At 69.8% G+C, this 25,272-nt stretch carries 24 protein-coding genes, 2 tRNA genes and 1 pseudogene; 16 read left to right on the top strand and 11 right to left on the bottom strand.

Going from position 1 to position 25,272, the window contains the following annotated elements; genetic code table 11:
• Positions 1-195 precede the first annotated feature (195 nt).
• Positions 196-759, top strand: coding sequence for a polysaccharide biosynthesis/export family protein (locus M2352_RS00950; protein ID WP_264662642.1), 564 nt, complete (start codon positions 196-198; stop codon positions 757-759).
• A gap of 2 nt (positions 760-761) precedes the next feature.
• Here M2352_RS00950 and M2352_RS00945 read toward each other — a convergent pair whose 3' ends face one another.
• Positions 762-1,070, bottom strand: a complete 309-nt coding sequence (locus M2352_RS00945) for an STAS domain-containing protein (RefSeq protein ID WP_264662641.1) — start codon at positions 1,068-1,070, stop codon at positions 762-764.
• 148 nt (positions 1,071-1,218) lie between these two features.
• Between M2352_RS00945 and M2352_RS00940 the strand changes: the two genes are divergently transcribed.
• The 7 genes from M2352_RS00940 to M2352_RS00910 all read left to right on the top strand — a co-directional run bounded on the left by M2352_RS00940 (position 1,219) and on the right by M2352_RS00910 (position 6,551).
• A complete protein-coding gene (locus tag M2352_RS00940) occupies positions 1,219-2,676 on the top strand; it encodes an NADP-dependent isocitrate dehydrogenase (protein WP_264662640.1) in 1,458 nt (485 codons plus the stop codon).
• A 465-nt stretch (positions 2,677-3,141) separates the two neighbouring features.
• Positions 3,142-3,507, top strand: a complete 366-nt coding sequence (locus M2352_RS00935; protein WP_264662639.1) for a GcrA family cell cycle regulator — start codon at positions 3,142-3,144, stop codon at positions 3,505-3,507.
• A 148-nt stretch (positions 3,508-3,655) separates the two neighbouring features.
• Positions 3,656-4,171 (top strand): disulfide bond formation protein B, encoded by a 516-nt coding sequence (locus M2352_RS00930; protein ID WP_264662638.1) that lies wholly within the window; start codon positions 3,656-3,658, stop codon positions 4,169-4,171.
• Positions 4,168-4,728 (top strand): demethoxyubiquinone hydroxylase family protein, encoded by a 561-nt coding sequence (locus M2352_RS00925; protein WP_264662637.1) that lies wholly within the window; start codon positions 4,168-4,170, stop codon positions 4,726-4,728. The genes M2352_RS00930 and M2352_RS00925 overlap by 4 nt, the downstream gene beginning before the upstream one ends.
• Before the next feature lie 127 nt (positions 4,729-4,855).
• A tRNA-Val gene (locus M2352_RS00920) sits at positions 4,856-4,930 on the top strand.
• A gap of 167 nt (positions 4,931-5,097) precedes the next feature.
• On the top strand, positions 5,098-6,363 hold the full coding sequence (locus tag M2352_RS00915; RefSeq protein WP_264662636.1) for a diguanylate cyclase domain-containing protein: 1,266 nt from the start codon (positions 5,098-5,100) through the stop codon (positions 6,361-6,363).
• A gap of 44 nt (positions 6,364-6,407) precedes the next feature.
• Positions 6,408-6,551 (top strand): putative periplasmic lipoprotein, encoded by a 144-nt coding sequence (locus M2352_RS00910; RefSeq protein ID WP_264662635.1) that lies wholly within the window; start codon positions 6,408-6,410, stop codon positions 6,549-6,551.
• 70 nt (positions 6,552-6,621) lie between these two features.
• Here M2352_RS00910 and M2352_RS00905 read toward each other — a convergent pair whose 3' ends face one another.
• The 6 genes and pseudogenes from M2352_RS00905 to rplU all read right to left on the bottom strand — a co-directional run bounded on the left by M2352_RS00905 (position 6,622) and on the right by rplU (position 11,197).
• On the bottom strand, positions 6,622-7,011 hold the full coding sequence (locus M2352_RS00905; RefSeq protein ID WP_264662634.1) for a GerW family sporulation protein: 390 nt from the start codon (positions 7,009-7,011) through the stop codon (positions 6,622-6,624).
• A gap of 141 nt (positions 7,012-7,152) precedes the next feature.
• Entirely contained in the window at positions 7,153-7,839 is a 687-nt protein-coding gene (locus tag M2352_RS00900; protein ID WP_264662633.1) for an HAD family hydrolase, read from the bottom strand.
• Positions 7,839-9,038, bottom strand: a complete 1,200-nt coding sequence (proB, locus tag M2352_RS00895) for a glutamate 5-kinase (protein WP_264662632.1) — start codon at positions 9,036-9,038, stop codon at positions 7,839-7,841. Before proB ends, M2352_RS00900 begins: the two co-directional genes overlap by 1 nt.
• Before the next feature lie 217 nt (positions 9,039-9,255).
• A pseudogene (obgE, locus tag M2352_RS00890) lies at positions 9,256-10,422 on the bottom strand (GTPase ObgE); the annotation flags it as partial.
• Positions 10,423-10,575: 153 nt separating this feature from the next.
• Positions 10,576-10,845 (bottom strand): 50S ribosomal protein L27, encoded by a 270-nt coding sequence (gene rpmA, locus M2352_RS00885; protein ID WP_264662630.1) that lies wholly within the window; start codon positions 10,843-10,845, stop codon positions 10,576-10,578.
• A 34-nt stretch (positions 10,846-10,879) separates the two neighbouring features.
• Positions 10,880-11,197 carry a 50S ribosomal protein L21 gene (rplU, locus tag M2352_RS00880; RefSeq protein ID WP_264662629.1) on the bottom strand — a complete coding sequence of 106 codons (318 nt, stop codon included), beginning with the start codon at positions 11,195-11,197 and terminating at the stop codon, positions 10,880-10,882.
• Between the two features lie 405 nt (positions 11,198-11,602).
• Between rplU and M2352_RS00875 the strand changes: the two genes are divergently transcribed.
• From M2352_RS00875 to M2352_RS00865, 3 genes are all read left to right on the top strand, one after another.
• A complete protein-coding gene (locus M2352_RS00875) occupies positions 11,603-12,913 on the top strand; it encodes an ammonium transporter (protein WP_264662628.1) in 1,311 nt (436 codons plus the stop codon).
• 108 nt (positions 12,914-13,021) lie between these two features.
• A tRNA-Ser gene (locus tag M2352_RS00870) sits at positions 13,022-13,111 on the top strand.
• Positions 13,112-13,285: 174 nt separating this feature from the next.
• Positions 13,286-13,513 (top strand): hypothetical protein, encoded by a 228-nt coding sequence (locus tag M2352_RS00865; RefSeq protein WP_264662627.1) that lies wholly within the window; start codon positions 13,286-13,288, stop codon positions 13,511-13,513.
• Positions 13,514-13,520: 7 nt separating this feature from the next.
• Here the strand turns inward: M2352_RS00865 and M2352_RS00860 are convergent, their stop codons facing one another.
• A complete protein-coding gene (locus M2352_RS00860) occupies positions 13,521-14,486 on the bottom strand; it encodes a GNAT family N-acetyltransferase (RefSeq protein WP_264662626.1) in 966 nt (321 codons plus the stop codon).
• A gap of 38 nt (positions 14,487-14,524) precedes the next feature.
• On the opposite strand from M2352_RS00860, the gene M2352_RS00855 reads away from it, so the two are divergent.
• Together M2352_RS00855 and M2352_RS00850 are read left to right on the top strand one after the other, a co-directional pair.
• Positions 14,525-15,037, top strand: a complete 513-nt coding sequence (locus tag M2352_RS00855) for a GNAT family N-acetyltransferase (protein ID WP_264662625.1) — start codon at positions 14,525-14,527, stop codon at positions 15,035-15,037.
• Positions 15,038-15,122: 85 nt separating this feature from the next.
• A complete protein-coding gene (locus tag M2352_RS00850; protein WP_264662624.1) occupies positions 15,123-16,745 on the top strand; it encodes a FliM/FliN family flagellar motor switch protein in 1,623 nt (540 codons plus the stop codon).
• A 122-nt stretch (positions 16,746-16,867) separates the two neighbouring features.
• On the opposite strand, the gene M2352_RS00845 is transcribed toward M2352_RS00850, so the two are convergent.
• From M2352_RS00845 to M2352_RS00835, 3 genes are all read right to left on the bottom strand, one after another.
• Complete coding sequence (locus M2352_RS00845) at positions 16,868-17,899, bottom strand: hypothetical protein (RefSeq protein WP_319802008.1); 1,032 nt, start codon at positions 17,897-17,899, stop codon at positions 16,868-16,870.
• A 140-nt stretch (positions 17,900-18,039) separates the two neighbouring features.
• Positions 18,040-18,516 (bottom strand): Hsp20 family protein, encoded by a 477-nt coding sequence (locus M2352_RS00840; RefSeq protein WP_264662623.1) that lies wholly within the window; start codon positions 18,514-18,516, stop codon positions 18,040-18,042.
• Between the two features lie 127 nt (positions 18,517-18,643).
• Positions 18,644-19,762, bottom strand: a complete 1,119-nt coding sequence (locus M2352_RS00835; protein WP_264662622.1) for an NAD(P)/FAD-dependent oxidoreductase — start codon at positions 19,760-19,762, stop codon at positions 18,644-18,646.
• Positions 19,763-19,921: 159 nt separating this feature from the next.
• Here M2352_RS00835 and M2352_RS00830 point away from each other — a divergent pair, with 159 nt between their 5' ends.
• From M2352_RS00830 to M2352_RS00820, 3 genes are read left to right on the top strand one after another with little or no spacing between them, the layout of a single operon-like run.
• On the top strand, positions 19,922-22,048 hold the full coding sequence (locus M2352_RS00830; protein WP_264662621.1) for a response regulator: 2,127 nt from the start codon (positions 19,922-19,924) through the stop codon (positions 22,046-22,048).
• A gap of 18 nt (positions 22,049-22,066) precedes the next feature.
• On the top strand, positions 22,067-23,305 hold the full coding sequence (locus tag M2352_RS00825) for a molybdopterin-binding protein (protein ID WP_264662620.1): 1,239 nt from the start codon (positions 22,067-22,069) through the stop codon (positions 23,303-23,305).
• Complete coding sequence (locus tag M2352_RS00820) at positions 23,302-25,254, top strand: molybdopterin biosynthesis protein (protein ID WP_264662619.1); 1,953 nt, start codon at positions 23,302-23,304, stop codon at positions 25,252-25,254. Before M2352_RS00825 ends, M2352_RS00820 begins: the two co-directional genes overlap by 4 nt.
• Positions 25,255-25,272 lie beyond the last annotated feature (18 nt).

Below are 25,272 nucleotides of genomic sequence, written 5' to 3'. Positions count from 1 at the left end.
TTTCTGTTATGCCTGTTGCCGGTTCTATTGCCCTATCGGCCCTTCGTCACCGATCCCCTCAACCGGGGGAGGTAATGCGACTCCACTTTTTTACAGCCGGCCCGGACTTGCTAGGCTTGCCCTGTCTTCTTCACCGGGGCCGGGGTGTCCGGCCGTGCCGATCAAGAAAAAGGGTCTGCAGCAATGAACCGTCGCATGATGTTCCGATTGGCCGGGCTGTCCGTTTTGGGGGCCGGTCTGGCTCTGTCCGGGTGCGCCAGCCAGGATGCACCGCCCGAACCCACCGGCCTGTCCCAGATGTCCGATTACCGTCTGGGGTCCGGCGATGCCCTGCGCGTCATCGTGTTCGGAGAAGAGCAACTGTCGGGCGAGTTCCGCGTGGATGGGACCGGCTCCATCGCCATGCCGCTGATCGGCGAGGTGCAGGCCCGCAACCGCACCCCCCGCGAGGTGGAGGCCGACATCGCCCGCCGGCTGGAAAAGGGCTATGTCCGTGAGGCCCGCGTGAATGTGGAGGTGCTGAACCACCGTCCCTTCTTCATCCTGGGCGAGGTGCGCAACCCCGGCCAGTACGCGTACGTCAACGGCATGACCGCCCTGTCGGCGGTGGCCATGGCCGGTGGCTTCACCTACCGCGCCAAGAACGACTATGTGCTGGTGACCCGCGGCAGCGACCCCGGCAAGAACGTCTACAAGGCTCCCATCACCACCCCGGTGATGCCCGACGACGTGGTGCAGATCCCCGAACGCTATTTCTGACCTCAGGCTTCGACCGTCATCACCCGGCGGAAATCGCCCAGGTCGAGAAGCCGCAGGATATGGGGCTGCGGGCGGCGCAAAATCACGCCCTGCCGGTGCTGTGCCCTGGCCTTTTCATGGGCCACCAGCAGCAGCCCCAATCCGGCGCTGTCGATGAAATCGATGCCCGACAGGTCGATGACCACGCGGCCCGCGCCGCTGCCCGCGGCGCTGTCGGCCATCTGCAAAAAGGCGTCGTGATCGCGCATGGTCAGCTTGCCGCTGAGAAACACCTCGGTCGCGGTCACCCCGTTCTGGATGCGGAACTCCATGCCGGCCCCCGGTTGTTGAGGCATCAGGATAGCGCACGGACGCCGGGAAACAACCGTGATGGCGCAACGGTGGCCCCGGCTCTGAGCCATGTCATTGAAATTCTCTTGCGCTCCGTCTAGGGTCCAGCCGCTGCTGGGAGTTATCCACATGACGGACGCCGATTCGCTTGCCCCCACCCCCATCACCGTCGCCGACGGCGACGGCATTGGACCCGAGGTCATGGAGGCCGTCCTGCGTGTGCTGGCCACGGCCGGCGCCCGGCTGGACGTGGACCGCATCACCGTGGGCGAGGCGTCCTACCGTCAGGGCCATGTGGGCGGGCTGGATTCGGCGGCGTGGGAATCCATCCGCCGCACCCGCGTGTTCCTGAAGGGGCCGGTGACCACGCCCCAGGGCCAGGGCTTCAAATCCCTCAACGTCGTGGCGCGCACCACGCTGGGGCTGTACGCCAACGTGCGCCCGTGCGTGTCGTACCACCCCTATGTGCGCACCCGCCACCCGCGCATGGATGTGGTCATCATCCGCGAGAACGAAGAGGATCTGTACGCCGGCATCGAGCACCGCCAGACCGACGACGTGATCCAGTCGGTCAAGCTGATCTCCCAGCCCGGTTCCGAACGCATCATCCGCTATGCCTTCGAATACGCCCGCGCCAACCACCGGCGCAAGGTGACGGCGTTCGTCAAAGACAACATCATGAAGCTGACGGACGGGCTGTTCCTGCGCATCTTCCAGGAGGTCGCGGCGGAATACCCGGAGATCAAGGCCGATCACCTGATCGTGGATATCGGTGCCGCCCGGCTGGCCGACCAGCCGGAACGATTCGACGTCATCGTCACGCTCAACCTCTACGGCGACATCGTGTCGGACATCGCCGCCCAGATCACCGGGTCGGTCGGGCTGGCCGGGTCGGCCAACATCGGCCCCGACTGCGCCATGTTCGAGGCCATCCATGGCTCCGCCCCCATGATCGCGGGGCAGGGGATCGCCAACCCCTCGGGCCTGATGATGGCGGCGGTGATGATGCTGGTCCACATCGGACAGGGCGACGTGGCCGCCCGCGTCCACAACGCGTGGCTGCGCACCATCGAGGATGGGGTCCACACGGTGGACATCTTCTCCCGCGGGCTCAGCCGCTACCGCGTGGGCACCCAGGCGTTCGCCGACTCCGTGATCGAGCGGTTGGGGGAACTGCCGGTCACCCTGCCCAGCGTCGGTTATGCCACCGGCATGCGCCCGGCCTTCGACCGTGCCATCCACCTGTCCCCGCGCGGGCCGGTGCGCAAGGATCTGGTGGGGGTGGACGTGTTCTTTCACTGGTCGGGCGGCAGCCCGGCGGATCTGGCGGCCGCCGTCCTGCCCCTGACCGGGGACGGGCTGGTGCTGTCCAGCATTTCCAACCGCAGCCAGAAGGTCTGGCCCGAGGGGCACGCCGGGGTGTTCTGCACCGACCACTGGCGCTGCCGTTTCCTGGCGCGCGGCGGGCACACCACCCATGGGGAGATCGTGGCCCTGCTGGGCCGCATCGCCGCCGCCGGACTGGATTTCATTCAGACCGAAAATTTGTGCAATTTTGACGGAAAATCCGGCTTCTCGGCGGCGTAGGCGATGTTTTCTTGCGCTTCCGGCGCCGCCGCCCGGGCGGGCTGCGGCGCTACGCCGCACGAGCCTGCGCAGATTTCAAAACCATAACATGGGCTGCGGCATACGCCGGTATCCGCATACCTCAAGCCGTGCGGCGAACAATCCAGACATGGCAAGGGCTTATCCGAAAGAAAGGCGGGAGTCGAAGAATCCGTGACTCCGGCGGCTGTTGTCCCTATGGTCACACCCGGTTCCAAATGCGCCGGGTGTTCCACTTATGCACAGGAATGTTGCGACTGCCCCCTGTTCGTGGTGCCGTGCATCTGGTAGTTTTACCGTATTGCGGCACTAAATGTTGCGATTTATGGAAAACCAGCCCTCTCTCCTGCGGCGGCATTCCGTGGCGTGGGACAAGGCCGGGATCAGGCGCGCGCACAAGCGCCGGAACATGCGGTGCCAGACGAGACAGGGGCAGCGGAGACGGGCATGAGTTGGACGGATGAACGGATTCAGCGTCTGAAAGACCTCTGGGCACAAGGTCTGAGCGCCAGCGAAATCGCGGATGCCTTGGGTGACATCAGCCGCAACGCGGTGATCGGCAAGGCGCACCGCCTTGGCCTGTCGGGCCGCCCTTCGCCCATCAAGAAAAAGCCCACCAAGGGGGCGACCATCCTCAGCCTGACCGAGCGCATGTGCAAATGGCCGGTCGGCGATCCCAAGCACCAGGATTTCCATTTCTGCGGCAAGCAGGCCCTGGCCGGCCTGCCCTATTGCGCGGAGCACGCGGCCATTGCGTACCAGCCGAGCAATTCCAAGAAGCGCGACGACGACCGCAGCGTCGGCGTGGCGTAAGGGTTCGGCCCTCCCGGCCGGTGTGGGGAGGGGAGGGGGCCGGCGGCGTCCGCGTCCCCTTTCGTGCCGGCTTCCGGTGGTGCTGGCGGTGCGGTATAGGTGGGGTATCCGGCGGATACGCCGCCGCTGACCGGAAAGCCTCGTCCGCATGATCCCTCGTCAGCTTTTCACCGATCCCCGCCTGCCCGCCCTGTTGCTGGGGGCGGCCAGCGCCGGGGTTCTTGCCGCAGCACTGATCTTTCAGTTCGGCTTCGGCTATCAGCCCTGCATCCTGTGCATCTGGCAGCGCTGGCCCTATGTGGCCGTGCTGATCTTCGCCATCGTCACCGTGCTGTTCCGCCGCTGGCAAGGGGTGGGCGATGCGCTGCTGGTGGCCAGCGGCCTTGCCCTGCTGGCCGGGGCCGGCATCGCCGTCTACCACGTGGGTGTGGAGCAGCACCTGTGGGCCGGCACGGCCAGTTGCGGCAGCACCGCCCCCATCGGCACCTTGTCGGTGGAGGAGTTGCGCGCCCGCCTGATGGCCACCCCCATCACCCGCTGCGACGAGGTGCAATGGTCGCTGTTCGGTGTGTCCATGGCGGGGTACAACGTCGTCATCTCCCTGGCGCTGGCGGCCTATGCCCTGGCTTCGGCCCGCGCCGTCTATACCCGGAGCGCGTCATGACCCAATCCGCCCCCCGCAAGCGTGGCCGGCTACCCGGCGACCCGCTGCCCGACGACCGTCTGGCCCGCATCTGCCGCGTGGACCATGCCGGCGAATACGGCGCCAAGCGCATCTATGAGGGGCAGATCGCGGTCATGGGCCGCGGCCGCCACGCCCAGACCCTGCGCCACATGGCGGATCAGGAGCTGGAGCACCTGCAGTATTTCGAAAAGCAGCTTGTGGAGCGGCAGGTCCGTCCGACGCTGCTCCAGCCCCTCTGGCACGTGGCGGGCTTTGCGCTGGGCGCCGGCACGGCGCTGATGGGCGAGCGCGCGGCCATGGCCTGCACCGTGGCGGTGGAGGAGGTGATCGACGGCCACTACGCCGGCCAGCTCGCCCAGCTCGGGCCGGACGAGCAGGATCTCAAGGACAGCATCACCAAATTCCAGGCGGAAGAGGTGCAGCACCGCGACATCGGGCTGGCCAACGGGGCGGAGCAGGCGGTGGCCTATCCCCTGCTGTCGGCGGCGATCCGCGCGGGAACCAAGGCCGTGATCTGGGTCGCCGAACGGGTCTGATTTTTTCTGAAAAAAAGGCGTTGACAGACAGGCGCCGGATCTTTAGAAACCGCTCCACCACGGCGGCGGTCGAAACGGTAGCGAAACGAAGCGGACCGGATCGAAAGCCAAAACGGTAAGAAGAGATGGGCGCATAGCTCAGCGGGAGAGCACACCCTTCACACGGGTGGGGTCGTAGGTTCAATCCCTACTGCGCCCACCATCTCTTCTCTCAAGTGACGTGGTCTTTGGTTCAAGCGCTCCTCCTTCCAGGCGGGGCGCTTTTGCTTTTGGGGTTTCAATGCCCGCGGTTCCGTGTTTGGCTGCGTTCTTCCATAGTCGTTCAGGGGCGAACGGATAGGGCAGGATCGGATGGTGGCGGAGAGGTCGATGGCGGCGGTCCCGGAGCTTCGGTTCGATGCCCTGTGCCGCACCGCGCGCGTCCTGTTCGCCGTTCCCGCCGTCACCGTCCACCGGACCGATGGGGGCGGGCGGTGGGCCAGCCTGGACGATGGCGCGTGGGCGGCGGTCACGGCCCCCGGCGTCTGGCCCGACGATCCCGTGGTGACCGAGGATGGGGTGGGGCACCCGCCGGTCCGCTTCTTCGCCTGCGTTCCCTTCGGGCGCTGCGGCACCGGGCGGCTGTGCCTGTACGATATCCGGCCCCGCCGCCTCGATGCCCACGGCCGGGCCGCCCTGGACGATCTGGCAGCCCTGGCGGGGCAGTCCCTGGACCTGTTCCGTGACGCCTGCGCCGCTGCGGGGCGGGAGGCGGATTTCCGCCTGCTGGCCGAGACCTCCACCGACACCATCGTCCGAGGCGATCTGGACGGCGTGCGGCTCTACATCTCCCCTTCGGTGCGCACGCTGCTGGGTTATGAGCCGGAGGAGCTGATCGGGCGCCGGGCGGCGGAGCTGGTCCACCCCGACGACGCCCCGCCCTTCAGCGCCATGATGCGGCGGGTGCGGGCCGGCGACCTGGACATCGGCGTCACCGAGATGCGCCAGCGGCACAAGGACGGTTCGTGGGTGTGGATGGAGGCGTCGGTGCGCCTGACCCACGATCCCTTGTCGGGCGAGGCAAACGGCTATGTCGCCTCCGTCCGCGGGGTGGCGGAGCGCAAGCGGACCGAAGCGCGGCTGGAGCATCTGGCCTCCCACGATCCCCTGACCGGGCTGCCCAACCGCGCCCTGCTGGCCCGGCGCCTGGAAGAAGCCATTGCCGGTGCTCGGGACGGGCGGCAGCCCTTTGCGCTGCTGTGCATGGACCTGGACCGCTTCAAGCCGGTGAACGACACCCACGGCCATCAGGCGGGCGATGCCGTGCTGCGGGAGGTGGCCGCCCGCCTGCGCGCCGTCACCCGGCCCAGCGACACCGTGGCCCGCCTGGGCGGCGACGAATTCGCCGTGATCCACCCCATCAAGGCCAGCCCGGCGGAGGCCGCCGCCGTGGCCGAACGGCTGATCCAGGCGGTGGCCCAGCCGTTCCGGGTGGGGGACGCGCCGGTGTCCATCGGACTCAGCATCGGCATCGTCTGCGCGCCCGTGGGCGGGCTGGACCCCGGCGCGCTGCTGTCGGCGGCGGACCGGGCGCTCTATGACGCCAAGACCGTGGGGCGGAGCACCTATCGTTTCGCCGGATCAAGACAACCTTAACCATGGCCGGCGATGCTGGGGGCAGGTCAATGGTGGGGGTGGGAATGGCGAAGCTTTTTTCGATGGCCCTTGCGGCCCTGGTTCTGGCCGGGTGCGGCACGGTCAGTTCCGTGGCCGGTCTGGCCACCTCGGCTGCCGGCACGGCGGTGTCGGTCACCGCGGATGCGGTGGAGACGGTGATACCGTAGCGCCAGGGGCTTTGCCCCCGGCACCTCCACTCAAGAGCCGGCGGCCCTTGGAACCCGTCTGAGGAGGGTGTCAGGCTGGTACGGGGGTGGTTTTGGGGGTGGATACGCGGGTTTTGGAATAGCCGGACGTCGCCTCGCGGACCACGCGGACGACGGCATCGGAGGCGTGAGCCGTCAATTCGGGCGACAGCGGCTTAAGCTCGACGCCATTGGGGCCGATCACCAGAACCCCGCAAGGGATCACCCCGCCGCCCCCGCCGCCGCCCGCCGGTTCGCCCAGAATCGAGCCGCCGCCGACACCGATGCCGAAGGTGGTGATCAGCAGCGGCACGATGGTGTATTGGCCGACGGTGATCGGTGTGCCCACCGCCCCTTTCTCCAAGATCTTTTCGAACTCGGAGGCGATGGTGACCATCAGGGTGTCCGCCGGATCGGGGATGAAGGGATTGAGGATGTTCATCGGAATACTCCTTGCCGCACCGCAACAGCGTAGCGGAAGGCGAGTGCCCTGTGAACCCCTCAACCTTTTTGATCGGGGGTGCAGGGGCTCCCGCCCCTGCCGGGGAGCGCCGAGGGGGAGCCCCCCTCGGCATTCACACCCTCAGTCCGCCGCCAGCCGGTCCAGTTCCTCGTACACCGCGCACAGGCTGTCCCAATCCACCTCGTTGGGGTGGGACACCACGTGGTCGGCGTCGAAGCTCAGGCCCTCGTGCTGGGGCCAGGCCACGGCCAGCATGCCGGCGGCACGGGCCGCGCGCACCCCGGTGGGGCTGTCCTCGATCACCGCGCAGGCCGCCGGGTCGATGCCCATGCGGCGGGCGGCCAGCAGGTACGGCTCTGGGTCGGGCTTGCCGTTGAGCACGTCGTCGCGGCAGACGGCGAATTCGAAATGGCGGATGCCCATGGCGGTCAGGTTGACGGTGACCACCCGGCGCCCGCCGTTGGACACGCACGCCTGACGCAGCCCGCGGGTGGCGAATTCCTCCACCAGGGCAAAGGCGCCGGCCCGCGGCATCACCTCGTCCAGACGCGCTTCGTAACGGTCGGTGATGGCGTTGGCCCAGGTGTGGTAATCCATGGGCAGCGTCTGGCGCGCCGCAATCCGGGCGTAGAATTCCGGGAAGGCGATGCCCAGGCTGGCGGCGTATTCCGCCTCCGTCAGCGGATAGCCGCAGTCGTGGCACACGGCGATGGTGGCGCGCTGGTGCCAGACCTCGCTGTCCAGCAGCGTGCCGTCGATGTCCCACAGCACGGCCTGCAGCGGGGGGCGGGGAAGGGGAGCGGCCATCACCGCACCACCAGATCGTCGCGGTGGATCATCTCGTTCCGGCCACGGTAGCCCAGGATCGCTTCGATCTCGTGGCTCTTGCGGCGCAGGATCCGGCGGGCCTCCCCGGCGCCATAGGCGCTGATGCCGCGGGCCAGCTCGCGGCCCTCCTCGTCGCGCACGATCACGGTGTCGCCGCGGTCGAAGCTGCCGTCCACCGCCACCACGCCGGCGGGCAGCAGGCTGGCGCCCTGCTTCAGCGCCACCGCCGCCCCGTTGTCCACGGTCAGCACCCCTTCGGCCTTCAGGTGCCCGGCGATCCACGCCTTGCGCGCGCTGCTGGGTTCGGAGGCGGGCAGGAACCACGTGCACAGCGCCCCGCCGTCGGCGGTTGCGGTTTCCAGCGCCCCCAGCGGGTTCAGCCGGTTGCCGCGGGCGATCACCATGCGGCAGCCGCCGGACATGGCGATGCGGGCGGCGGCGATCTTGGTCACCATGCCGCCGGAACTGTAACCGGGCGGCGGTTCGCCGGCCATGCCCTCGATTTCGGGTGTCAGCTCGCGCACCACGGGGATGTGGGCGGCGCCGGGGTCTTTGCGCGGGTCGGCGGTATAAAGGCCGTCGATGTCCGACAGCAGCACCAGCGTGTCGGCGGAAATCATCTGCGCCACCCGCGCCGCCAGCCGGTCGTTGTCGCCGAAGCGGATTTCCGCCGTCGCCACCGTGTCGTTCTCATTGATGACCGGGATGGCGCCCAGCTTCAGCAGGGTGTCGATGGTGGCGCGGCCGTTCAGGTGGCGGCGCCGCTCCTCGGTGTCTTCCAGGGTCAGCAGCACCTGGGCCACGGTGATGCCGTGGCGGGCCAGGGTTTCCTGATAGGCGTGCGCCAGCCGGATCTGGCCGGTGGCGGCGGCGGCCTGCTTTTCTTCCAGCCGCAGGGGGCGGCCCACCAGCCCCAGATGCTCGCGCCCGGCGGCGACGGCGCCGGAGGTGACGATCACCACCTCCGTCCCCCGCGCCCGCGCGGCGGCCACGTCGTCGGCCAGCGCATCCAGCCAGGCCCGGCGGATCTGGCCGCTGGTGCTGTCCACCAGCAGGGCCGAGCCGATCTTGACCACCAGCCGCCGGGCGTCCTTCAGAGTCGGAAGGGCCGGGGCCGGCAGGACGGTTTCGGGGGAAACCGGGGTGGAGGCGGCCTCAGTGGGGGCGCCGCTGCTCATCGTCATCATCACCTTCGTCATCGTCCGAGCCGTCGTCCTCGGATTCGCCGTCGAAGTCCTCCTCTTCGAAGTCCTCGTCGTCAAGGTCTTCGTCATCAAGGTCTTCGTCGTCCGGATCCTCCTCCTCCAGCGCCTCGCCGTCGAGGCTGCCGTCGTCGGAGTCTTCGTCCTCCCCATGGCCGTTCACATGGGCGAGGTCGGCGGGGGCGGAATCATCCCGGTCCAGATCGTCCTCGTCGAGATCCTCGTCCTCGTCCCACTCCTCGTCCAGATCCTCGCCGGTGAAGACGGCCCGTTCGTCGGGGTCCATATAGGCCAGCTTGGACTTGAACGCCGGGCGCTCGGGGGCGAGCGTCTTGGTGGCCGGCACCGCCAGCACGCCGGGGCCTTCGTTCTTGGCCTCGCGGATCACGGTCAGCAGACGGTACAGCACCGCCTGCACGCCCATGCCGGCGGCACCGGACAGAACCATCACCTCCGCACCCGAGGCTTCTTCCAGCGCCGCCTTCTTCTCGGCGATTTCCTCGTCCAGCAGGGCGTCGCACTTGTTCAGCCCGACCACCTCCAGCTTGGCGGCCAGATGCCCGCCATAGGCGGCCAGCTCGTTGCGGATGATGCGGTAGGCATCCACCACATCCTCCTGCGTGCCGTCGATCAGGTGCAGCAGCACGCGGGTGCGCTCCACATGGCCCAGGAAGCGGTCGCCCAGCCCGTGGCCCTCGTGCGCGCCTTCGATCAGGCCGGGGATGTCGGCCAGCACGAACTCCTCGTCGCCCGCGCGCACCACGCCCAGGTTGGGCGCCAGCGTGGTGAAGGGGTAATCGGCGATCTTGGGCTTGGCCGCGGTGGTGGCGGCCAGGAAGGTGGACTTGCCGGCGTTGGGCAGCCCCACCAGACCGGCGTCGGCGATCAGCTTCAGCCGCAGCCACACCCAGCGTTCCTCGCCCGGCCAGCCGGGGTGGAACTTGCGCGGGGCGCGGTTGGTGGGGGTCTTGTAATGGGCGTTGCCGAACCCGCCGTCGCCGCCCTTCATCAGAACGACGCGCTGGCCCGGTTCGGTCATGTCGGCCAGGATGGTTTCCTGATCCTCGTCCAGCACCTGGGTGCCCACCGGCACGCGCAGGATCATATCCTCGCCGCGGGCACCGTTGCGGTCGCGCCCCATGCCGTGATGGCCGCGCTGCGCCTTGAAATGGTGCTGGTAGCGGTAATCGATGAGGGTGTTGAGGCCGCTTTCCGCCACGATCACCACATCGCCGCCACGGCCGCCGTTGCCGCCGTCGGGGCCGCCGAATTCGATGAACTTTTCCCGGCGGAAACTGCACGCACCGGGACCGCCGTCACCGCTCTTGACGAAGACCTTGGCCTGATCGAGGAACTTCATGGCCGCACCAAACCGAAAGAGAGAGAAGAGAGAGGGGCTCTGGAAACGCAAATCGGGGGATCGGTCACCCGATCCCCCCGATTCGAACCTGACTGTTCCAGGCACGGCGAACCGTGCCCGGTCACGTCACCAAACGCCCGGAGGCCGCTGCCGTTACTCGGCGGCGACGGCCGGAGCGGTGATGGTGACGAAGGTCTTGCCGGCGCTGCTGTGCTTGAAGGTCACCTGACCATCGATCAGCGCGAACAGGGTGTGGTCGCGGCCGATCCCGACGTTGGCGCCGGGATGGAACTTGGTGCCGCGCTGGCGCACGATGATGTTGCCGGCGATGACGTTCTCACCACCGAAACGCTTCACGCCCAGACGGCGGCCGGCGCTGTCGCGGCCGTTCCGCGAGGAACCGCCTGCCTTTTTATGTGCCATTCTTCGCTACTCCAACTGCAAGGCGGCGGGCCGGTCAGGCCGCGCCGTTGATCCCGGTAATCCGCAGCACCGTCACGTGCTGGCGGTGGCCGTTCTTGCGGCGGTAGTTCTGACGGCGCCGCTTCTTGAAGATGATGACCTTGGGGTTGCGGTCCTGGGCGATCACCTCGGCCACGACCGACGCACCGGCCACCGTGGGGGTGCCGATGGTGGTGGTGCCTTCGTCGCTGACGAGCAGGACATCGTCGAGGGTGATCGACGCGCCGGCTTCGGCTTCCAGCTTCTCAACCCGAATAACGTCGCCGTTGGCGACCTTGTACTGCTTGCCGCCGGTGCGGATCACTGCAAACATCGTCGTCACTGCCTGTTTCATACCAAACGGCGGGTAGCCCGCCCACCGTTTCAAAGGTGCCGGCCCGCTTGTGAGAGCGGGGATTTATACGCATCACCCTGTTCGAGTCAACAGGGGAGTCAAGGAACGGTCAAGAAAGCCTCTGCCGGCCGCCTTACGGTGGCGTTCGTGTCACTGGTCGCCCTGATTGTGGGCAATCTCAACAATCATGCACAAAAATAAGGCATAATTTTTGCAAAGATCTTCCGTTCATGTGCCGGCACACCATGCCGCCAGGGTGGAAAAGACAGGCGGCGGGGCCGTGGGGCGACTCAGCAGGCGCCTGCGGAACCGGCATGACGCACAAGAAATGGGCATATGGGCGGCGCCAAGGGCAAAACCGTCCAGGATCAAGGAAACGGCATTATGGATTTCGGAGTGTTGGGCCGCCGTGCCGGGGGGCTGGCGGCGGGTGTCGCGGGGGTTTTCGGGGCGTCGGCCCCGGCGTGGGCGGCGGATGCGGGGGTGACGGCGGGCAACACCGCCTGGATTCTCATCGCCTCGGCGCTGGTGCTGTTCATGACGCTGCCGGGGCTGGCGCTTTTTTATGCAGGGCTGGTGCGGGCGCGCAATGTGCTGTCGGTGCTGATGAACTGCTTCGCCATCTGCTGCGTGGTGTCGCTGATCTGGGTGTCGTTCGGCTACAGCGTGGCGTTCGACGCCGGGGGGCCGTGGCTGGGCACGCTGCACAAGGCGTTCCTGGCCGGCATGGACCCGGTGATGGAATCGAACGGGCTGCCGGAAATGGTCTTCGCCCTGTTCCAGATGACCTTCGCCATCATCACGCCGGCGCTGATGATCGGGGCCTTCCCCGAACGGGTTCCCTTCGCCTTCGTCGTGGTGTTCAGCGCGCTGTGGACGGTGATCGTCTATCTGCCGGCGGCCCATTGGCTGTGGGGCGGGGGCTGGATGGCCGGCATGGGGGCGCTGGATTTTGCCGGCGGCATCGTGGTCCACACCACCGCGGGCGTGTCGGCGCTGGTGGCGGCGGTGATGGTGGGCCGGCGCCGCGGCTTCCCGCACGAGCTGATTCCGCCGCACAGCCCGGCGATGACCATGGCCGGGGCCGGCATTTTGTGGGTGGGCTGGTTCGGCTTCAACGGCGGCAGCGCGCTGGCGGCGGACGCCGGTGCCGCCTCGGCCATCCTGGCCACCCACGCGGCGGCCAGTGCCGGGGCGCTGACCTGGACCGCCATCGAATGGCTGAAGGTGGGCAAGCCGACCTCCATCGGGCTGGTCACCGGGTGCATCGCCGGTCTGGCGACGGTCACCCCGGCGGCGGGCTATGTGGGGCCGGGCGGCGGCATGGCGCTGGGCGTGGCCGGGGCGGCGGTGTGCTTCTACGCCGTCCTGCTGGTGAAGTTCCGCTGGCGCATCGACGATTCGCTGGACGTGTTCGCGGTCCACGGCGTGGGCGGCATGGTGGGCTCGGTGCTGCTGTCGGTCTTTGCCCTGACCGAGATGGGCGGGCGCGGGCTGGCGCCGGGCATGGGCCTGTGGGACCAACTGGGCGTGCAGGTGATGGCGGTGGCGGTCACCGCCCTGTGGTCGGGCGTGGCCACCTGGGGCCTGGTCCGCGGCCTGGGCGCCGTTCTGGACCGCCGCGTCAGCCCCGACGTGGAGTTCGAGGGACTGGACCTGCCCAGCCACGGCGAGCGCGCCTACGAGATCGGCTGAGCGGAAACGGGGCCGGTGAAAAATTTATCGGGAGCCTCACTTTTCTGCTTGCAGGGGGTGGGGCTTTTGATTAGGTTCCGCGCCACTTCGAACCGCACGGCATCTTAAGGATGGGTGGCAGAGCGGTTGAATGCACCGCACTCGAAATGCGGCATACCCGCAAGGGTATCGGGAGTTCGAATCTCCCCCCATCCGCCATTGCCTTCGGGCGATCACAGAATCAAGCGCTGAGCTCCAGTCCGGCATGTCCTCCGAGAGAGGGTCTGCCTCTGGAGCTTTTTGCTTTTGTCCTGGCTGGCAAATCATTGCATTCATATGGATGCGTTCCTGGGCGTCGTGTAGACCGGGCCGGAAACCGCCGGGGTTCACGCCATGTCCGCCGACCTCAAGCCGCTTCTCCTTGAGCTTCTGTCCAAGACCGATACGCTTTTGAACGATGTCGCCGCTCTCAAGGACGGACAAAGCCGTCTTGAGGAGGACATGCGTCAGGCCAAGGAGATGCTCGGCGTTGCTTGTGTGAAGGAACTCAGCCGTCTGGATGGACGGCTCGACCAGCTTTCGCTGGGTGTGTCTCTGCTGCGCAGGGCCGCGGCGGAATAGCGGGCGTTCACAGCAGCCGGCCCAGCACCACCGCGTCCGCAACGCACCCGTCCAGCATCACCGCCGACCGGCACAGCACCTCTTCCGCAAAGCCCGCGGTGGCGGCGAACCGGCGGGCGTGCGGGTCGTGGGCCAGGATGCGGGCGGTCAGGCGCTCCAGGCCGTTGTCCCGCGCCCAATCCTCTGCCGCGGCCAGCAGCCGGCGGCCCAGCCCATGGCCCCCTGCGTCCCGCCGCACATTCAGCCGCAGCCCGGCGTCGTGCCGTTCGCGGGCCAGCGTGTTGCGGGTGAGGATGGCCGTGCCCAGAACCATGCCCCCGGCCTCGGCGTGAAAGATCCCGTCCCCGGCGGGGCGGATGATGGCCTGCCGGGCCGCTGCCAGCGGGCCGGGCCGGGGCGGCGGGGATAGGGGCGGGCAGCGGGGGCCGGCGGTGTCCAGCAGCAGCGCCAGCACATGCTCGTCCTGCCAGGCGCCGTTCACCCGCGCCGAGCGGCGCAGCGTGCCCTCGTCCTCATAGCCCAGACGGCGGTAAAGGGCGGCGGCGGCCCGGTTGTCCGCCACCACGGTCAGGTCCAGCCGCCGCACCCCGGCCCCTTCCGCCCAGCGGCGGGCGGTGGTCAGCAGCGCCGTGCCGATGCCGCGGCCCCGCCGGTCCGCCGCCACGCCCAGGGCGACGGTGACGCTGCCGCGGGTGACCGGCTGTTGCCCCCCGGTGGCGCCCAGCCAGCCGATGAGCGTGCCGCCCTCCACCGCCACCAGCACGCACCCGTTGGGCCGGGCCTGGAAGCGGGCCAGCGACGCCGCCGGATCGGGGCCATCGCACCACGCCGGCCATTCCCCCGGTTCCCGCGGCAGATAGGGGGTGGAGGCGTCCACCGCCGCCACCAGGGCGCGCAGGGCCGCCACCTCCGCCGCACGGGCGGGGCGGACGCAAGACCGTTGCCGGAGTGGGAGGGCGCCGTTATCGTCCATGCCCTCGATCCTAACCGTTTTGCCGATCCGGTGCCCCCATGCCGACCTCCGCCGCTCCCCCCTCCGCACCCGCCGTCACCGTCCGTTCCGCCGTGGAGCAGGACGCCGATGTGATTCTGGGCTTCGTCCGCGATCTGGCGGAATTCGAAAAGGAACTGCACTCGGTCAAGGCGACCGCGGAGGATTTCCGCCGCGACGGCTGGGGGCCGGACCCGGTGTTCCAGGCCCTGATCGCCGAGGTCGATGGGGAGCCGGCGGGCTTCGCCCTGACCTTCCGCACCTATTCCACCTGGGAAGGGCGCCACGGAATCTTCGTCGAGGATCTCTATGTCAAGCCGGAGGCGCGGCGCTATGGCGTGGGCCGGGCGCTGCTGACCGAAATCGCCCGCCGCGCCGTGGCCGCGGGCTGCCGCCGGGTGGACCTGAACGTCCTGAACTGGAATCCGGCGCGCGATTTCTACAGCCGCATCGGCCTGACCCACATGGAAGAGTGGCTGCCCTACCGTCTGACCGGCGCGGCGCTGGCCGATCTCGCCGCCCAAGGGGCGTGACGGGGCGCCGCACAACAGCCCTTTCCCGTTGATTTCCAGTCGCATCCGGCGAACACTCCGTCAGGTTGCGGGCATGGAGGCGGCGATGGACGGGGGTGCGAACGGGACGGTGGTGACGGACATCGCGGCGCTGCCGCCCGCGCGGGTGGCCGCCTGTCTGGCGCCCGAATCGCCGCAGACCATCGCGGCCCTGCTGCTGGTGCTGCCGCGTCCGTGCGCGGCGGCGGTGCTGGCGGCCCTGCCGGCGGAGCGCCGGCCCCCGGTGGTCCAGGCCATGGCCGCCACCCGCCCCCTTCCGGCCCCGGTGTGGGACGCGGTGGCCGCCGTCCTGCGCGACACGCTTCTGGCGCCGGGGGCCGCCGTCGCCGCCGACCGCCGGGCCGAGGTGATGTCCATCGTCGAATCCCTGCCGGACGCCCTGCGGGACGAGGCGGCGGCGGCCCTTGAGGCTCCCTTGCCGCCCCGCCCGTCCCCCCCGGCGGGCGAGCCGCCCGGCTGGACCGTGCCGGCCATGGCGCCGGGGCTGCTGACCATGATCAACAGCACCCGCGTCAGCACCGAACGGCTGCCGATGATGGAGGTGGCGCTCGACCGGTTCGTGCGCATGCTGTCCACCTCCATCCGCAACGCCCTGGGCTGCCCGGTGCAGGTGGGGCTGACCCGCATCGGCTCCCAGCGTTTCGGCGACTGGCTGAACGGGCTGGAGCCGGGGGGCCGGCTTCTGGTCCCGTTCCGCGCCCAGCCGTGGGACCATTACGGGCTGCTGGTGCTGGACCGGCCGGCGCAGGAAACCCTGGGCCATGCCCTGATGGGGGGGGTGGCCGCGACGGCCGGGTTGCGGGTGGCGGGGCGGCCCTTCACCGCCATCGACCGGGCGCTGGCCGCCCTGGTGGCGTCCCTGGCGCTGGGGGATCTGGCCGCCGCCTTCGACCCCATCGCCCCGGTGACCTTCACCCCCGACCGGATCGAGGACGACCCGCGGTTCGCCGCCATCGAGCGGCCCTGCAACGGCGTCTTCGTCATCGACCTGCTGGTGTCGGTGGAGGGGGTGGCCGGCACCATCGGCCTGATCCTGCCATGGGCGCTGCTGGAGCCGGTGCGCGACCTGCTGCGCCAGCCGTTCATGGGCGAACGCTTCGGCCACGATCCCCTGTGGGCCGCCCATCTGCGCGGCGCGCTCGCCGGCACCCGCGTGCCGGTGCAGGCGGTCGCGGGCACGGCGCCGGTGGATCTGGGGGCGATGCTGCGCTGGGCTCCCGGCATGCTGCTGGTGCTGGAATCCGAGCCGGGGCGGGTCGTGCTGGAAACCGGCGGCAAACCGCTGGCCGAAGGGCGGCTGGGCATCCGCAACGGTTTTTGGGCGCTGTCGGTGGACAGGAGCGCGGAGGGGCACCCGCCGGGGGATGAGGCTCCGCACCACGTCCTGACCCTGCCGCGGTGGGAGGAGGACCCGGCCCATGCCGCCGCCGCCGTGCCGCCGGATCCCGACCCGCTGGAACAGGTGCCGGTGACGGTCAGCGTGCTGATCGGCGAGGCGGAAATGGCCATGGCCGCCCTGATGGCGCTGGCCCACGGCACGGTGGTCACGCTGAACCGGCGGGTGGGGGAGCCGGTGACGGTGCTGGCCGGCGGCACCCCCGTGGCGCGCGGCGAGATGGTCCGCGCCGCCGACGGGCGGTGGGCGGTGTCCCTGACCCATGTGGGGTAGCAGGCGACACCGTTGCCGGACGTGCCTGGAGGACTCCAGGATTTTGGTTTTCCGTGTGGGTCACGCTTCAAACGATTCCGTTTGAACCGATCACACCCGAACAGGCGCGCCGCGGGCGCGGGTCACACGTTCGAGCGGGCCGCCGACTGTTCCAGCGAGCGAATGTGGGACAGGCCGGGCAGGATTTCCGACTTGATGAATTCCATCCGGCGGTTGGGACCGCCACCGCCGCGGGCGAAGCGGGTCTTCCACAGCGCCATCTTCACCGCCAGACCGCACAGCACGCCGCCGATGGTGGTGTGGTGCGACTGGATCAGGTCGCGGATGGAGTGGAAGGTTTCGGCGTTGATGTCGCGCCAGAAATCCTTCGACCTGTTATCGAAGCTTTCGAATCGGCCGGTGATGGAGGTGGTGATGTCGGTCAGGTCGCGGGTGATTTCCGCCAGCATCTTCACCTGACGCGGATCGCGCTTGACCTCGCTGGACGATTTGACCTCTTCCATCCAGGTGATGAAGCGTTCGACCTCCGGCACGATTTCGTCCAGGCACTTCTTGAAATAGGCCAGGGACAGGAAGATGTCGCCGTACTCTTCCAGGAAGGTGGGGATGCCCATCAGCTCGATGTCCAGCCGGTCGGCCATCATGCGCAGGTTGCGCAGCGCCTCGTCCCGGTTGGGGTTGGCGAACATGCCGATCAGGTCGTCCACGCTGTTGATCTGCAACTGTTCAGTGCCATAAACATATTCGATCAACGGGCGCGTGAAGACTGTCATGTATTGCGTCAGTTCGGCCTTTTTCTTGTCCGACAGCGTCAACGCCTCATGGTCATTGACGTTGATTTTCAGGCGGCGCAGTTCGATGCGCGAGGTGTAGACGTCGAACGACGCGGCCTGGGCGATCTTGTCGATCTTCTTCAGGTCGCGCTCCACCTCGTCCTTGTAGGATTCGAAATAGACCGAGATATCGCGGGGATAGACCTGCCCGCTGCCGGCGCTGGCGTCGTTGAACATCTCGACCACGGTTTGCAGACGCACGTTCTTGATCAGGCGCGCGTGCTGCAAACCCGGCGTTTCCAACGGGATGGCCGACAGGGGCATGATGTGGAGGGCGTCGCGCGCTTCGTCATCCCACGCACGGCGGCGTGCCGCAGGCACGTCCGCCGATCCTTGCGTTTCTGCGCTGGCCACTCCCACGGATGTGCCCCTTTCTGCTTGATTTACGGGGTAACCCTAACGTCTTCAGGTGCTTTTGCGAACAGTTTTGTCATCGGCGGCCATATTTAGTCTTTGAATAATTAGGTTCCGCGACCGTCGCCATCCAGGTCGATGGTGTGGGGGCCGGCGGCGCCGGTGCCGGATGCGGGCTGTTCGATCTTGATGGTGCGGATCTTGGGCTCGGGCAGGGGGCGCTTCAGGTCGATGTTCAACAAACCGTTGTCGAGGGAGGCGCCGACCACCTCCATCCCTTCGGCCAGCACGAAGCTGCGCTGGAACTGGCGGGCGGCGATGCCGCGGTGCAGATAGACGCGGGTGCGGTCGTCCTGCTGGCGCCCGCGGATGACGAGCTGGTTGTCCTCCACCTGCACCGACAGGTCGGCGGCGGTGAAACCGGCCAGCGCCAGGGTGATGCGGTAGCCGTCCTCGCCGATCCGCTCGATGTTGTAGGGGGGGTATCCCTCGGCGGAATTCTTGGCGATGCGGTCGAGCGTGCGTTCGAATTCGTCGAACCCCAGCAGCAGCGGGCTGCTGAACAGGGAAAGGCGGGTGGTCATGGCGCAAACCTCCTCAAAGCGCGAGCGAGTTGCTGGGGCGGACCCGTTTCCGGCGTCCGGGAATGACGGTCCGCAGCCGTTGCGGCCCCGTCCGGTGCCCCATTAGATGGGAAAGGCGGTTATCGGATCAAGAAGCCCGCCCGCCGGCCAGCATGCCCGCCACCGTGTCGGCGATGGCGAGGCAGGCGGTCAGGCCCGGCGATTCGATGCCGAACAGGTTGACCAGGCCGGGCACGCCGTGGTCCGCCGGCCCCTGGATCACGAAGTCCGCCGCCGGCTGGCCGGGCCCGGTCAGCTTGGGCCGGATGCCGCAATAGGCCGGGACCAGCGCCCCGTCGGGCAGCGCCGGCCAGTAGCGGCGGATCGAATCGTAGAAGCGCTCCCCACGGGCCGGGTCCACCGCATAATCGAGCGACTCGCACCATTCCACGTCGGGGCCGAACCGCGCCTGCCCGCCCAGATCGAGCGTCAGGTGCACGCCCAGTCCCCCGTCCTCCGGCACGGGATAGACCAGCCGGGAAAAGGGTGATCGCCCCTGGGCCAGCGCGAAGTAATTGCCCTTGGCCAGATGGCGCGGCGGCACATGGCGCACCGGCAGCCCGTGGACGGCCCGCGCCACCGCCCATGCTCCGTGCCCGGCGGCGTTGACCAGGATGTCCGCCGCCAGCGTGGACGGTTCTTCGCCCCCCACCGCCAGCTCGATGCCGTTCCCGGTGACGCGGGCCGCGGTCAGCGGGCTGTGAAAGGCGATCATGGCGCCCTTGTCCTCCGCCTCTCCCTGCAAGGCCAGCATCAGGCCGTGGCTGTCGATGATGCCGGTGGACGGCGACAGCAGGGCGGCGGTGCAGGCCAGTTCCGGTTCCAGCGCGCGGGCCTCGGCGGCGGTCAGGCGGCGCAGGTCGTCCACCCCGTTGGCGGCGGCCTGGGCGGCGATGGCGTCCAGCTTGGCGTTCTGGGTGGGATCGGTGGCGACGATCAGCTTGCCGGTGCGGCGGTGCTCGATCCCCCGGCCGGCGCAATAGCGGTACAGCCTGTCCCGTCCCGCCACGCACAGCCGGGCGCGCACCGAGCCGGTGGGGTAATAGATCCCGGCGTGGATCACTTCGGAATTGCGGGAGCTGGTGCCGGTGCCGATGGCGCCCTCGGCCTCCAGCACCACCACCTCGTACCCGGCACGGGCCAGGGTGCGGGCGATGGCCAGCCCGACCACCCCTGCACCGGCCACCACACATTGCACGCGGTCCATGGCGAATCTCATCCTCGGCTGTTGTGCCGCCCCCTTCATACGGCTGCGGCAGCGGGTCGCTTATCACACCCAAGATAGGGACTGCATAGTCCGAAAATCAGAGCCATATTCCCCCAACAGTCTTATTCCCCACGCAGGGGGAGCGGGCAGAGGCGGGCCATGGGCGGCGAGATGGTAGAGGCGGCGGATATCCTTCTGGGGCTGGCGGCGGCGGCCCTTGGCCTGGCGGCGGTCCTGGCGCTGCCGGTCCGGCGGTTCCGGCTGCGCGTACGGGCGCTGGAGGCCGAATGCGATTCCCTTCGCGTGCGCGAGGCGGAGGCGCGGCTGCTGTTCGACCGGGCGGGCGACTGCCTGGCGGTGCTGAGCCGGGACGAGGCGCAGGCCGGGGCCTTCTTCTTCGATGCGGTCAATGCCGCCATGGCGGCGGAGGCGGGGGTGCCCGCCACCCGTCTGGTCCACCGCCGCCCGGCGGACGTGCTGCCCCCCGCCCTGGCCCGCACGGTGGAGGAAAACGCCGCCCGCTGCCTGTCCATGGGCGTCCCCCTGCCGTGCGAAGAAACGGATGAGGCCGGCGGCACCGTGCGGGTGTGGGATACGCTTCTGGTGCCGCTGCCGGCGGTCAAGGGGCGTCCGCCGCGGGTGCTGCGGGCGTCCCGCGACCTGACGCGCCAGCACCGCCGCCTGACGGAGGCCACCCAGGCCAAGGTCCAGGCCGAACTGGCCGCCCGTGCCAAGGCCGATTTCCTGGCGTCCCTGGGGCAGGAGATCCGCGCGCCCATGAACGGCATCGTGGGCTACGCCACCTTTCTGGAGGATCTGGCGGCGGGGGACGACCAGCGCCACTACGCCCGGCAATTGCGGCAAAGCTGCCGGTCGCTGCTGACCGTCATCGACGATATCCTGGACCTGACGCGGATCGAGGCCGGGCGCATCGACCTGCGCAGCGACCCTTTCAACCTGCACGAGGCGATGGACCATGTGCTGTCGCTGGTGGGGCCGGCGGCGCGGGAAAAGCGGCTGAGCCTGCGGCTCGACATGGGGGGAGCGGCAGGCGGGCCGGACGGGGTTCCGGGCTTCGTCGTCGGCGATGCGGCGCGGCTGCGCCAGATCCTGCTGAACCTGCTGAGCAACGCCGTCAAATTCACCCCCCGCGGCCATGTGGACCTGAGCGTGCGCGAACAGGGGCGCGGGCCGGCGGGGGTGACGCTGGCCTTCACCGTCAGCGACAGCGGCGTCGGCATACCCCCCGAACGCTGCGAGCAGTTGCTGAGCGGGATTCCGCAGGTGGACCGCCGCTCGTCCCTGGCCTATGGCGGCACCGGGCTGGGGCTGGCCATCACCCGCCGCCTGTGCGAGGCCATGGGCGGCGCCCTCTTCATCCGCAGCGCGGTGGGGGAGGGAACCAGCATCACCGTCACCGTGACCCTGCCGGCGGCCGGCACCCCCGCCGACCTGCCGGGCGGCGGCGGCGGGGCGGCGGGCACGGTCAGCGGCCTCTATCGCGGGCGCATCCTGCTGGTGGAGGATGTGCCCATGAACCGCGAACTGGTCACCCGCATGCTTCAGGGGGCCGGCCACACGGTGGAAACCGCCACCGACGGCGCCCAGGCGGTGGAGGCGGTGGCCAAGGGCGGCGCCGATCTGGTGCTGATGGACGTGCTGATGCCGGTGATGGACGGGCTGGAGGCCACCCGCCGCATCCGCGCCGCCGGCCACACCCTGCCCATCCTGGCGTTGACCGCCACCGTGCGGCCCGAGGACGTGGCCGATTGCCAGGAAGCCGGCATGAACGGCCACCTGCCCAAGCCCGTTGACCGCGACGCGCTGCTGATGGCGGTGCAGCGCTGGCTGCGGGCCGGACGGGCCGATGCCGCCGCACCGGTCAGCCGCGAGGAGGCGGCGGCCCGCCATTCCGCATCGCTTCACACCCTGTCGGGATCGGCGGGGGGGGCGGGGATGGTGAAACAGCTCGACATCCTGCTGGCCGACCTGCCGCCCCGCCTGCGTTCGTTGAACGAGGTGCCCCCCGACTGGCCCCGCATCGCCCGTGACGCCCGCGCGCTGGCCTCGCTGGCCGGCTGCTGCCCCGAGGCTCTGCCGGGGCAGGCGGAGTTCGAAGCGGCGGCCCAGGCTCTTGCCGTGGCCAGCACCGGGGGCGATACGGCCTCCGCCGCCGCCGCGCTGGAGCGTTGCCGGGCGCTGGCGCAAAAGCTGCTGGAAGCCGCCGCCATTCAGCGCACCCGGCTGGTGCCGGGCGGCGCCCGGCTGGCAACCGGGCGCGAGTGAGCCTATCTGACGCCCATCATGACGGACGTATCCCCCCTTCCGCCCGGCGGCGGTTTCGATGATGTGCGCGGCCGCGGCTTTCTCACCCGCACATCCCTCTGCGATGCCTGGGCGTGGATCGACGCCCAGGCTTCCTCCCGGCCTCTGGCCGCCGAGACGATGGCGGTGGGGCCGGTGCTGGCCGGGCGGGTGCTGGCGGCGGATGCCATGGCCGGTGCCGACGTGCCGTCCCGGCCCCTGGCGGCAACCGACGGCATCGCGGTGGCGGCGGGCGAAACCCTGGGGGCCGGCAGCTATACCCCCGTGCCGCTGATCCAGGCGCTGCCGGTGTCGGCGGGCGACCCGCTGCCGCCGTGGGCCGACGCCGTGCTGCCCCATGAGGGGGTGGAGGGGCTGGGGCCGCTGGTCTCGGCCCTGATGCCGGTTCCCCCTGGTGCGGGGGTGGATCATGTGGGCGCCGCCGCCGCCGCCGGGGCCGTGGTGCTGCCGGCGGGCCGGGTGCTGCGCCCGGCGGATCTCGGGCTTCTGGCCGCGCTGGGCCGGCGGGAGGTGGCGGTGGTCCGACGCCCGCGGGTGCGGGTGGTGCTGGCCGGCGGTCCCCGCGGCGGCGGGGCGGAGGTGCTGGGCACCCTGCTGCCGCCCCTGGTGGCCCGCGACGGCGGGTGTGCGGCGGTGTGCGGCCCGCTGCCGCTGGACGGGCCGGAGTTTGGCGATGCCTTGACCGCCCCCGGCGCCGACGTGGTGCTGGTGGCCGGGCGCAGCGGCGTGGGGCCGGACGACGCGGCCCCCGCGGCGCTGGCCGTGGCGGGGCGGGTGGAGTGCCACGGCATTGCGCTGCGTCCCGGCGGATCGGCGGGGCTGGGGGATGCCGGCGGCGTGCCGGTGATCCTGCTGCCGGGGGAACCGGGGGCGTGCCTTGCCACCTATGACGTCCTGGCCAGCCGGCTGGTGCGGCGGCTGGCGGGTCTGCCGTGGGATGCTCCCTATGGGGTGGGCCGCGCCGTCACCGCCCGCAAGCTGGTGTCGGAGATCGGTTTTGCCGACCTCTACCGCGTGCGGCGGGATGGGGACGGGCGGCTGGTGCCGGTGGCCTCCGCCGCGGTGGGCGGGCTGGCGGCTCAGGCGGCGGCGGACGGGGCGGTGTTGATCCCCGCCGACAGCGAGGGCATCCCCGCGGGTGCCGAGGTGCGGTGGTGGTGTTACGGCGCCGCGGACGCTATGGTTGCCCCGGATCTGGGGGAGGGAGACGGCCCGTGAGCGGTCAGGACGTTCGGCGGTTTGTGGAGCAGGCCGCCCGGCAGCAGCAGTTTCTCGACGTGGCGAGCCGCGAGGAGGCCATCCGCCGTTTCCATGCCCACCTGGACCTCACCCCCCGCGGGGAAGAGACGGTGCCCCTGGACCGCGCCGTGGGCCGGGTGCTGGCCGCCGATGTGGTGGCCGGTGTGGACGTGCCGGGATTCGACCGCTCCGGCGTCGATGGCTTTGCCGTGCGGGCCGCCGACACCGTGGGGGCCCGCGAGGACGCGCCCGTCCGCCTGACCCTCAACGCCGAGGTGCTGGCCGCCGGTGCGGTGCCGGCCCTGGCCGTGGTGCCGGGCACGGCGACGGTGATCGCCACCGGCGGCATGGTGCCCCGCGGCGCCGACGCCGTGGTGATGGTGGAACAGACCGAGGTGGCCGACGGCGAACCCCTGGCGGTGGAGATCCGCAAGCCGGCGGTGCCGGGCCAGTTCATCGCCGCCGCCGGCTCCGACATCGGGCGCGGCGAAACCGTGCTGCGGCGGGGACAGGTGCTGACCGCCCGCGACATCGGCATCCTGGCCGCCATCGGCCGGGCCGAGGTGGCGGTGGCCCGCCGCCCGCGGGTGGCGGTTCTGTCCACCGGCGACGAGATCCAGGCGCCGGGCACGCCGCCGCGGGCGGGGGCGGTCTATGATTCCAACGGCGCCATCCTGGCCGCCGCCGTCGCCGAACTGGGGGCCGAGCCGGTGGCGCTGGGCTTCGCCGCCGACGACGAGGACGCGCTGTCCGCCGCCGTCGCCGCCGGGCTGGCGTGCGACGCGCTGCTGCTGTCGGGCGGCACGTCCAAGGGGGCGGGGGATCTGACCCACCGGGTGGTCAGCCGGCTGGCCGATCCCGGCGTGCTGGTCCACGGGGTGGCGCTGAAGCCGGGCAAGCCGTTGTGCCTGGCCAGCCATCACGGCAAGCCGGTGGTGGTGCTGCCGGGGTTCCCCACCTCGGCCATGTTCACCTTTCACGAATTCGTGGCACCGGTCATCCGGCTGTTGGCCGGGATGCCCCCGGCTGCGGTGACCACGGTGGACGCCACGTTGCCCCTGCGCCTGACGTCGGAGCGGGGGCGGACCGAGTATGTGATGGTCTCGCTGGTGGAGGGGACCAGGGGGCTGGCCGCCTATCCCATCGCCAAGGGGTCGGGGGCGGTGACCGCCTTCGGCCACGCCGACGGCTTCCTGACCATCGACGCCCAGGCCGAAGCGGCGGAGGCCAACACCACCCATCCCGTGCGGCTGATCGGGCGCGGCATCCACCCCGCCGACCTGATCGTCATCGGCAGCCATTGCACCGGGCTGGACGCCATTGTCGGCCTGCTGGTGGCCGAGGGGGTGACGGTCAAGGCGCTGAACGTCGGCAGCATGGGCGGCATGGCCGCCGCCCGCCGCGGCGAATGCGACATCGCCCCCGTGCATCTGATGGATTACGTGACGGGGGAATACAACCGGCCCTTCCTGGCGCCGGGGATGACGCTGGTGCCGGGGTACCGGCGGATGCAGGGGGTGGTGTTCCGCCCCGGCGATTCGCGCTTCGACGGGCGCCCGGGCGACGTGGCCGCGGCGGCGGCGGCGGGCGATCCCGCGTGCATCATGATCAACCGCAACGCCGGCAGCGGCACGCGCATCCTGACCGACCGCCTGTTGGGGGCGGCGCGGCCCGAGGGGTACTGGACCCAGGCCAAGACCCACAACGCCGTGGCGGCGGCGGTGGCCCAGGGCCGTGCCGACTGGGGTGTCGCCATCGAACCCGTGGCCCGGCTCTATGGTCTGGGTTTCCTGCCGCTGCAGGAGGAGCACTATGACTTCGTGATTCCCGCGGCCCGGCTGGACCGGCCCGCGGTGCAGCGCTTCATCGCCACCCTGGGCGCCCCGGCCACCGTCGCCCGCCTGTCGGAAATCGGCTTTTCGCGTTGATTTGCCGACACACGGGCA

The sequence above is a fragment of the Azospirillum fermentarium genome (assembly GCF_025961205.1).
GTDB lineage: Bacteria > Pseudomonadota > Alphaproteobacteria > Azospirillales > Azospirillaceae > Azospirillum > Azospirillum fermentarium.
Note: the sequence above shows the minus strand (reverse complement) of the source record. Positions and strands in the feature narration are given on the sequence as shown.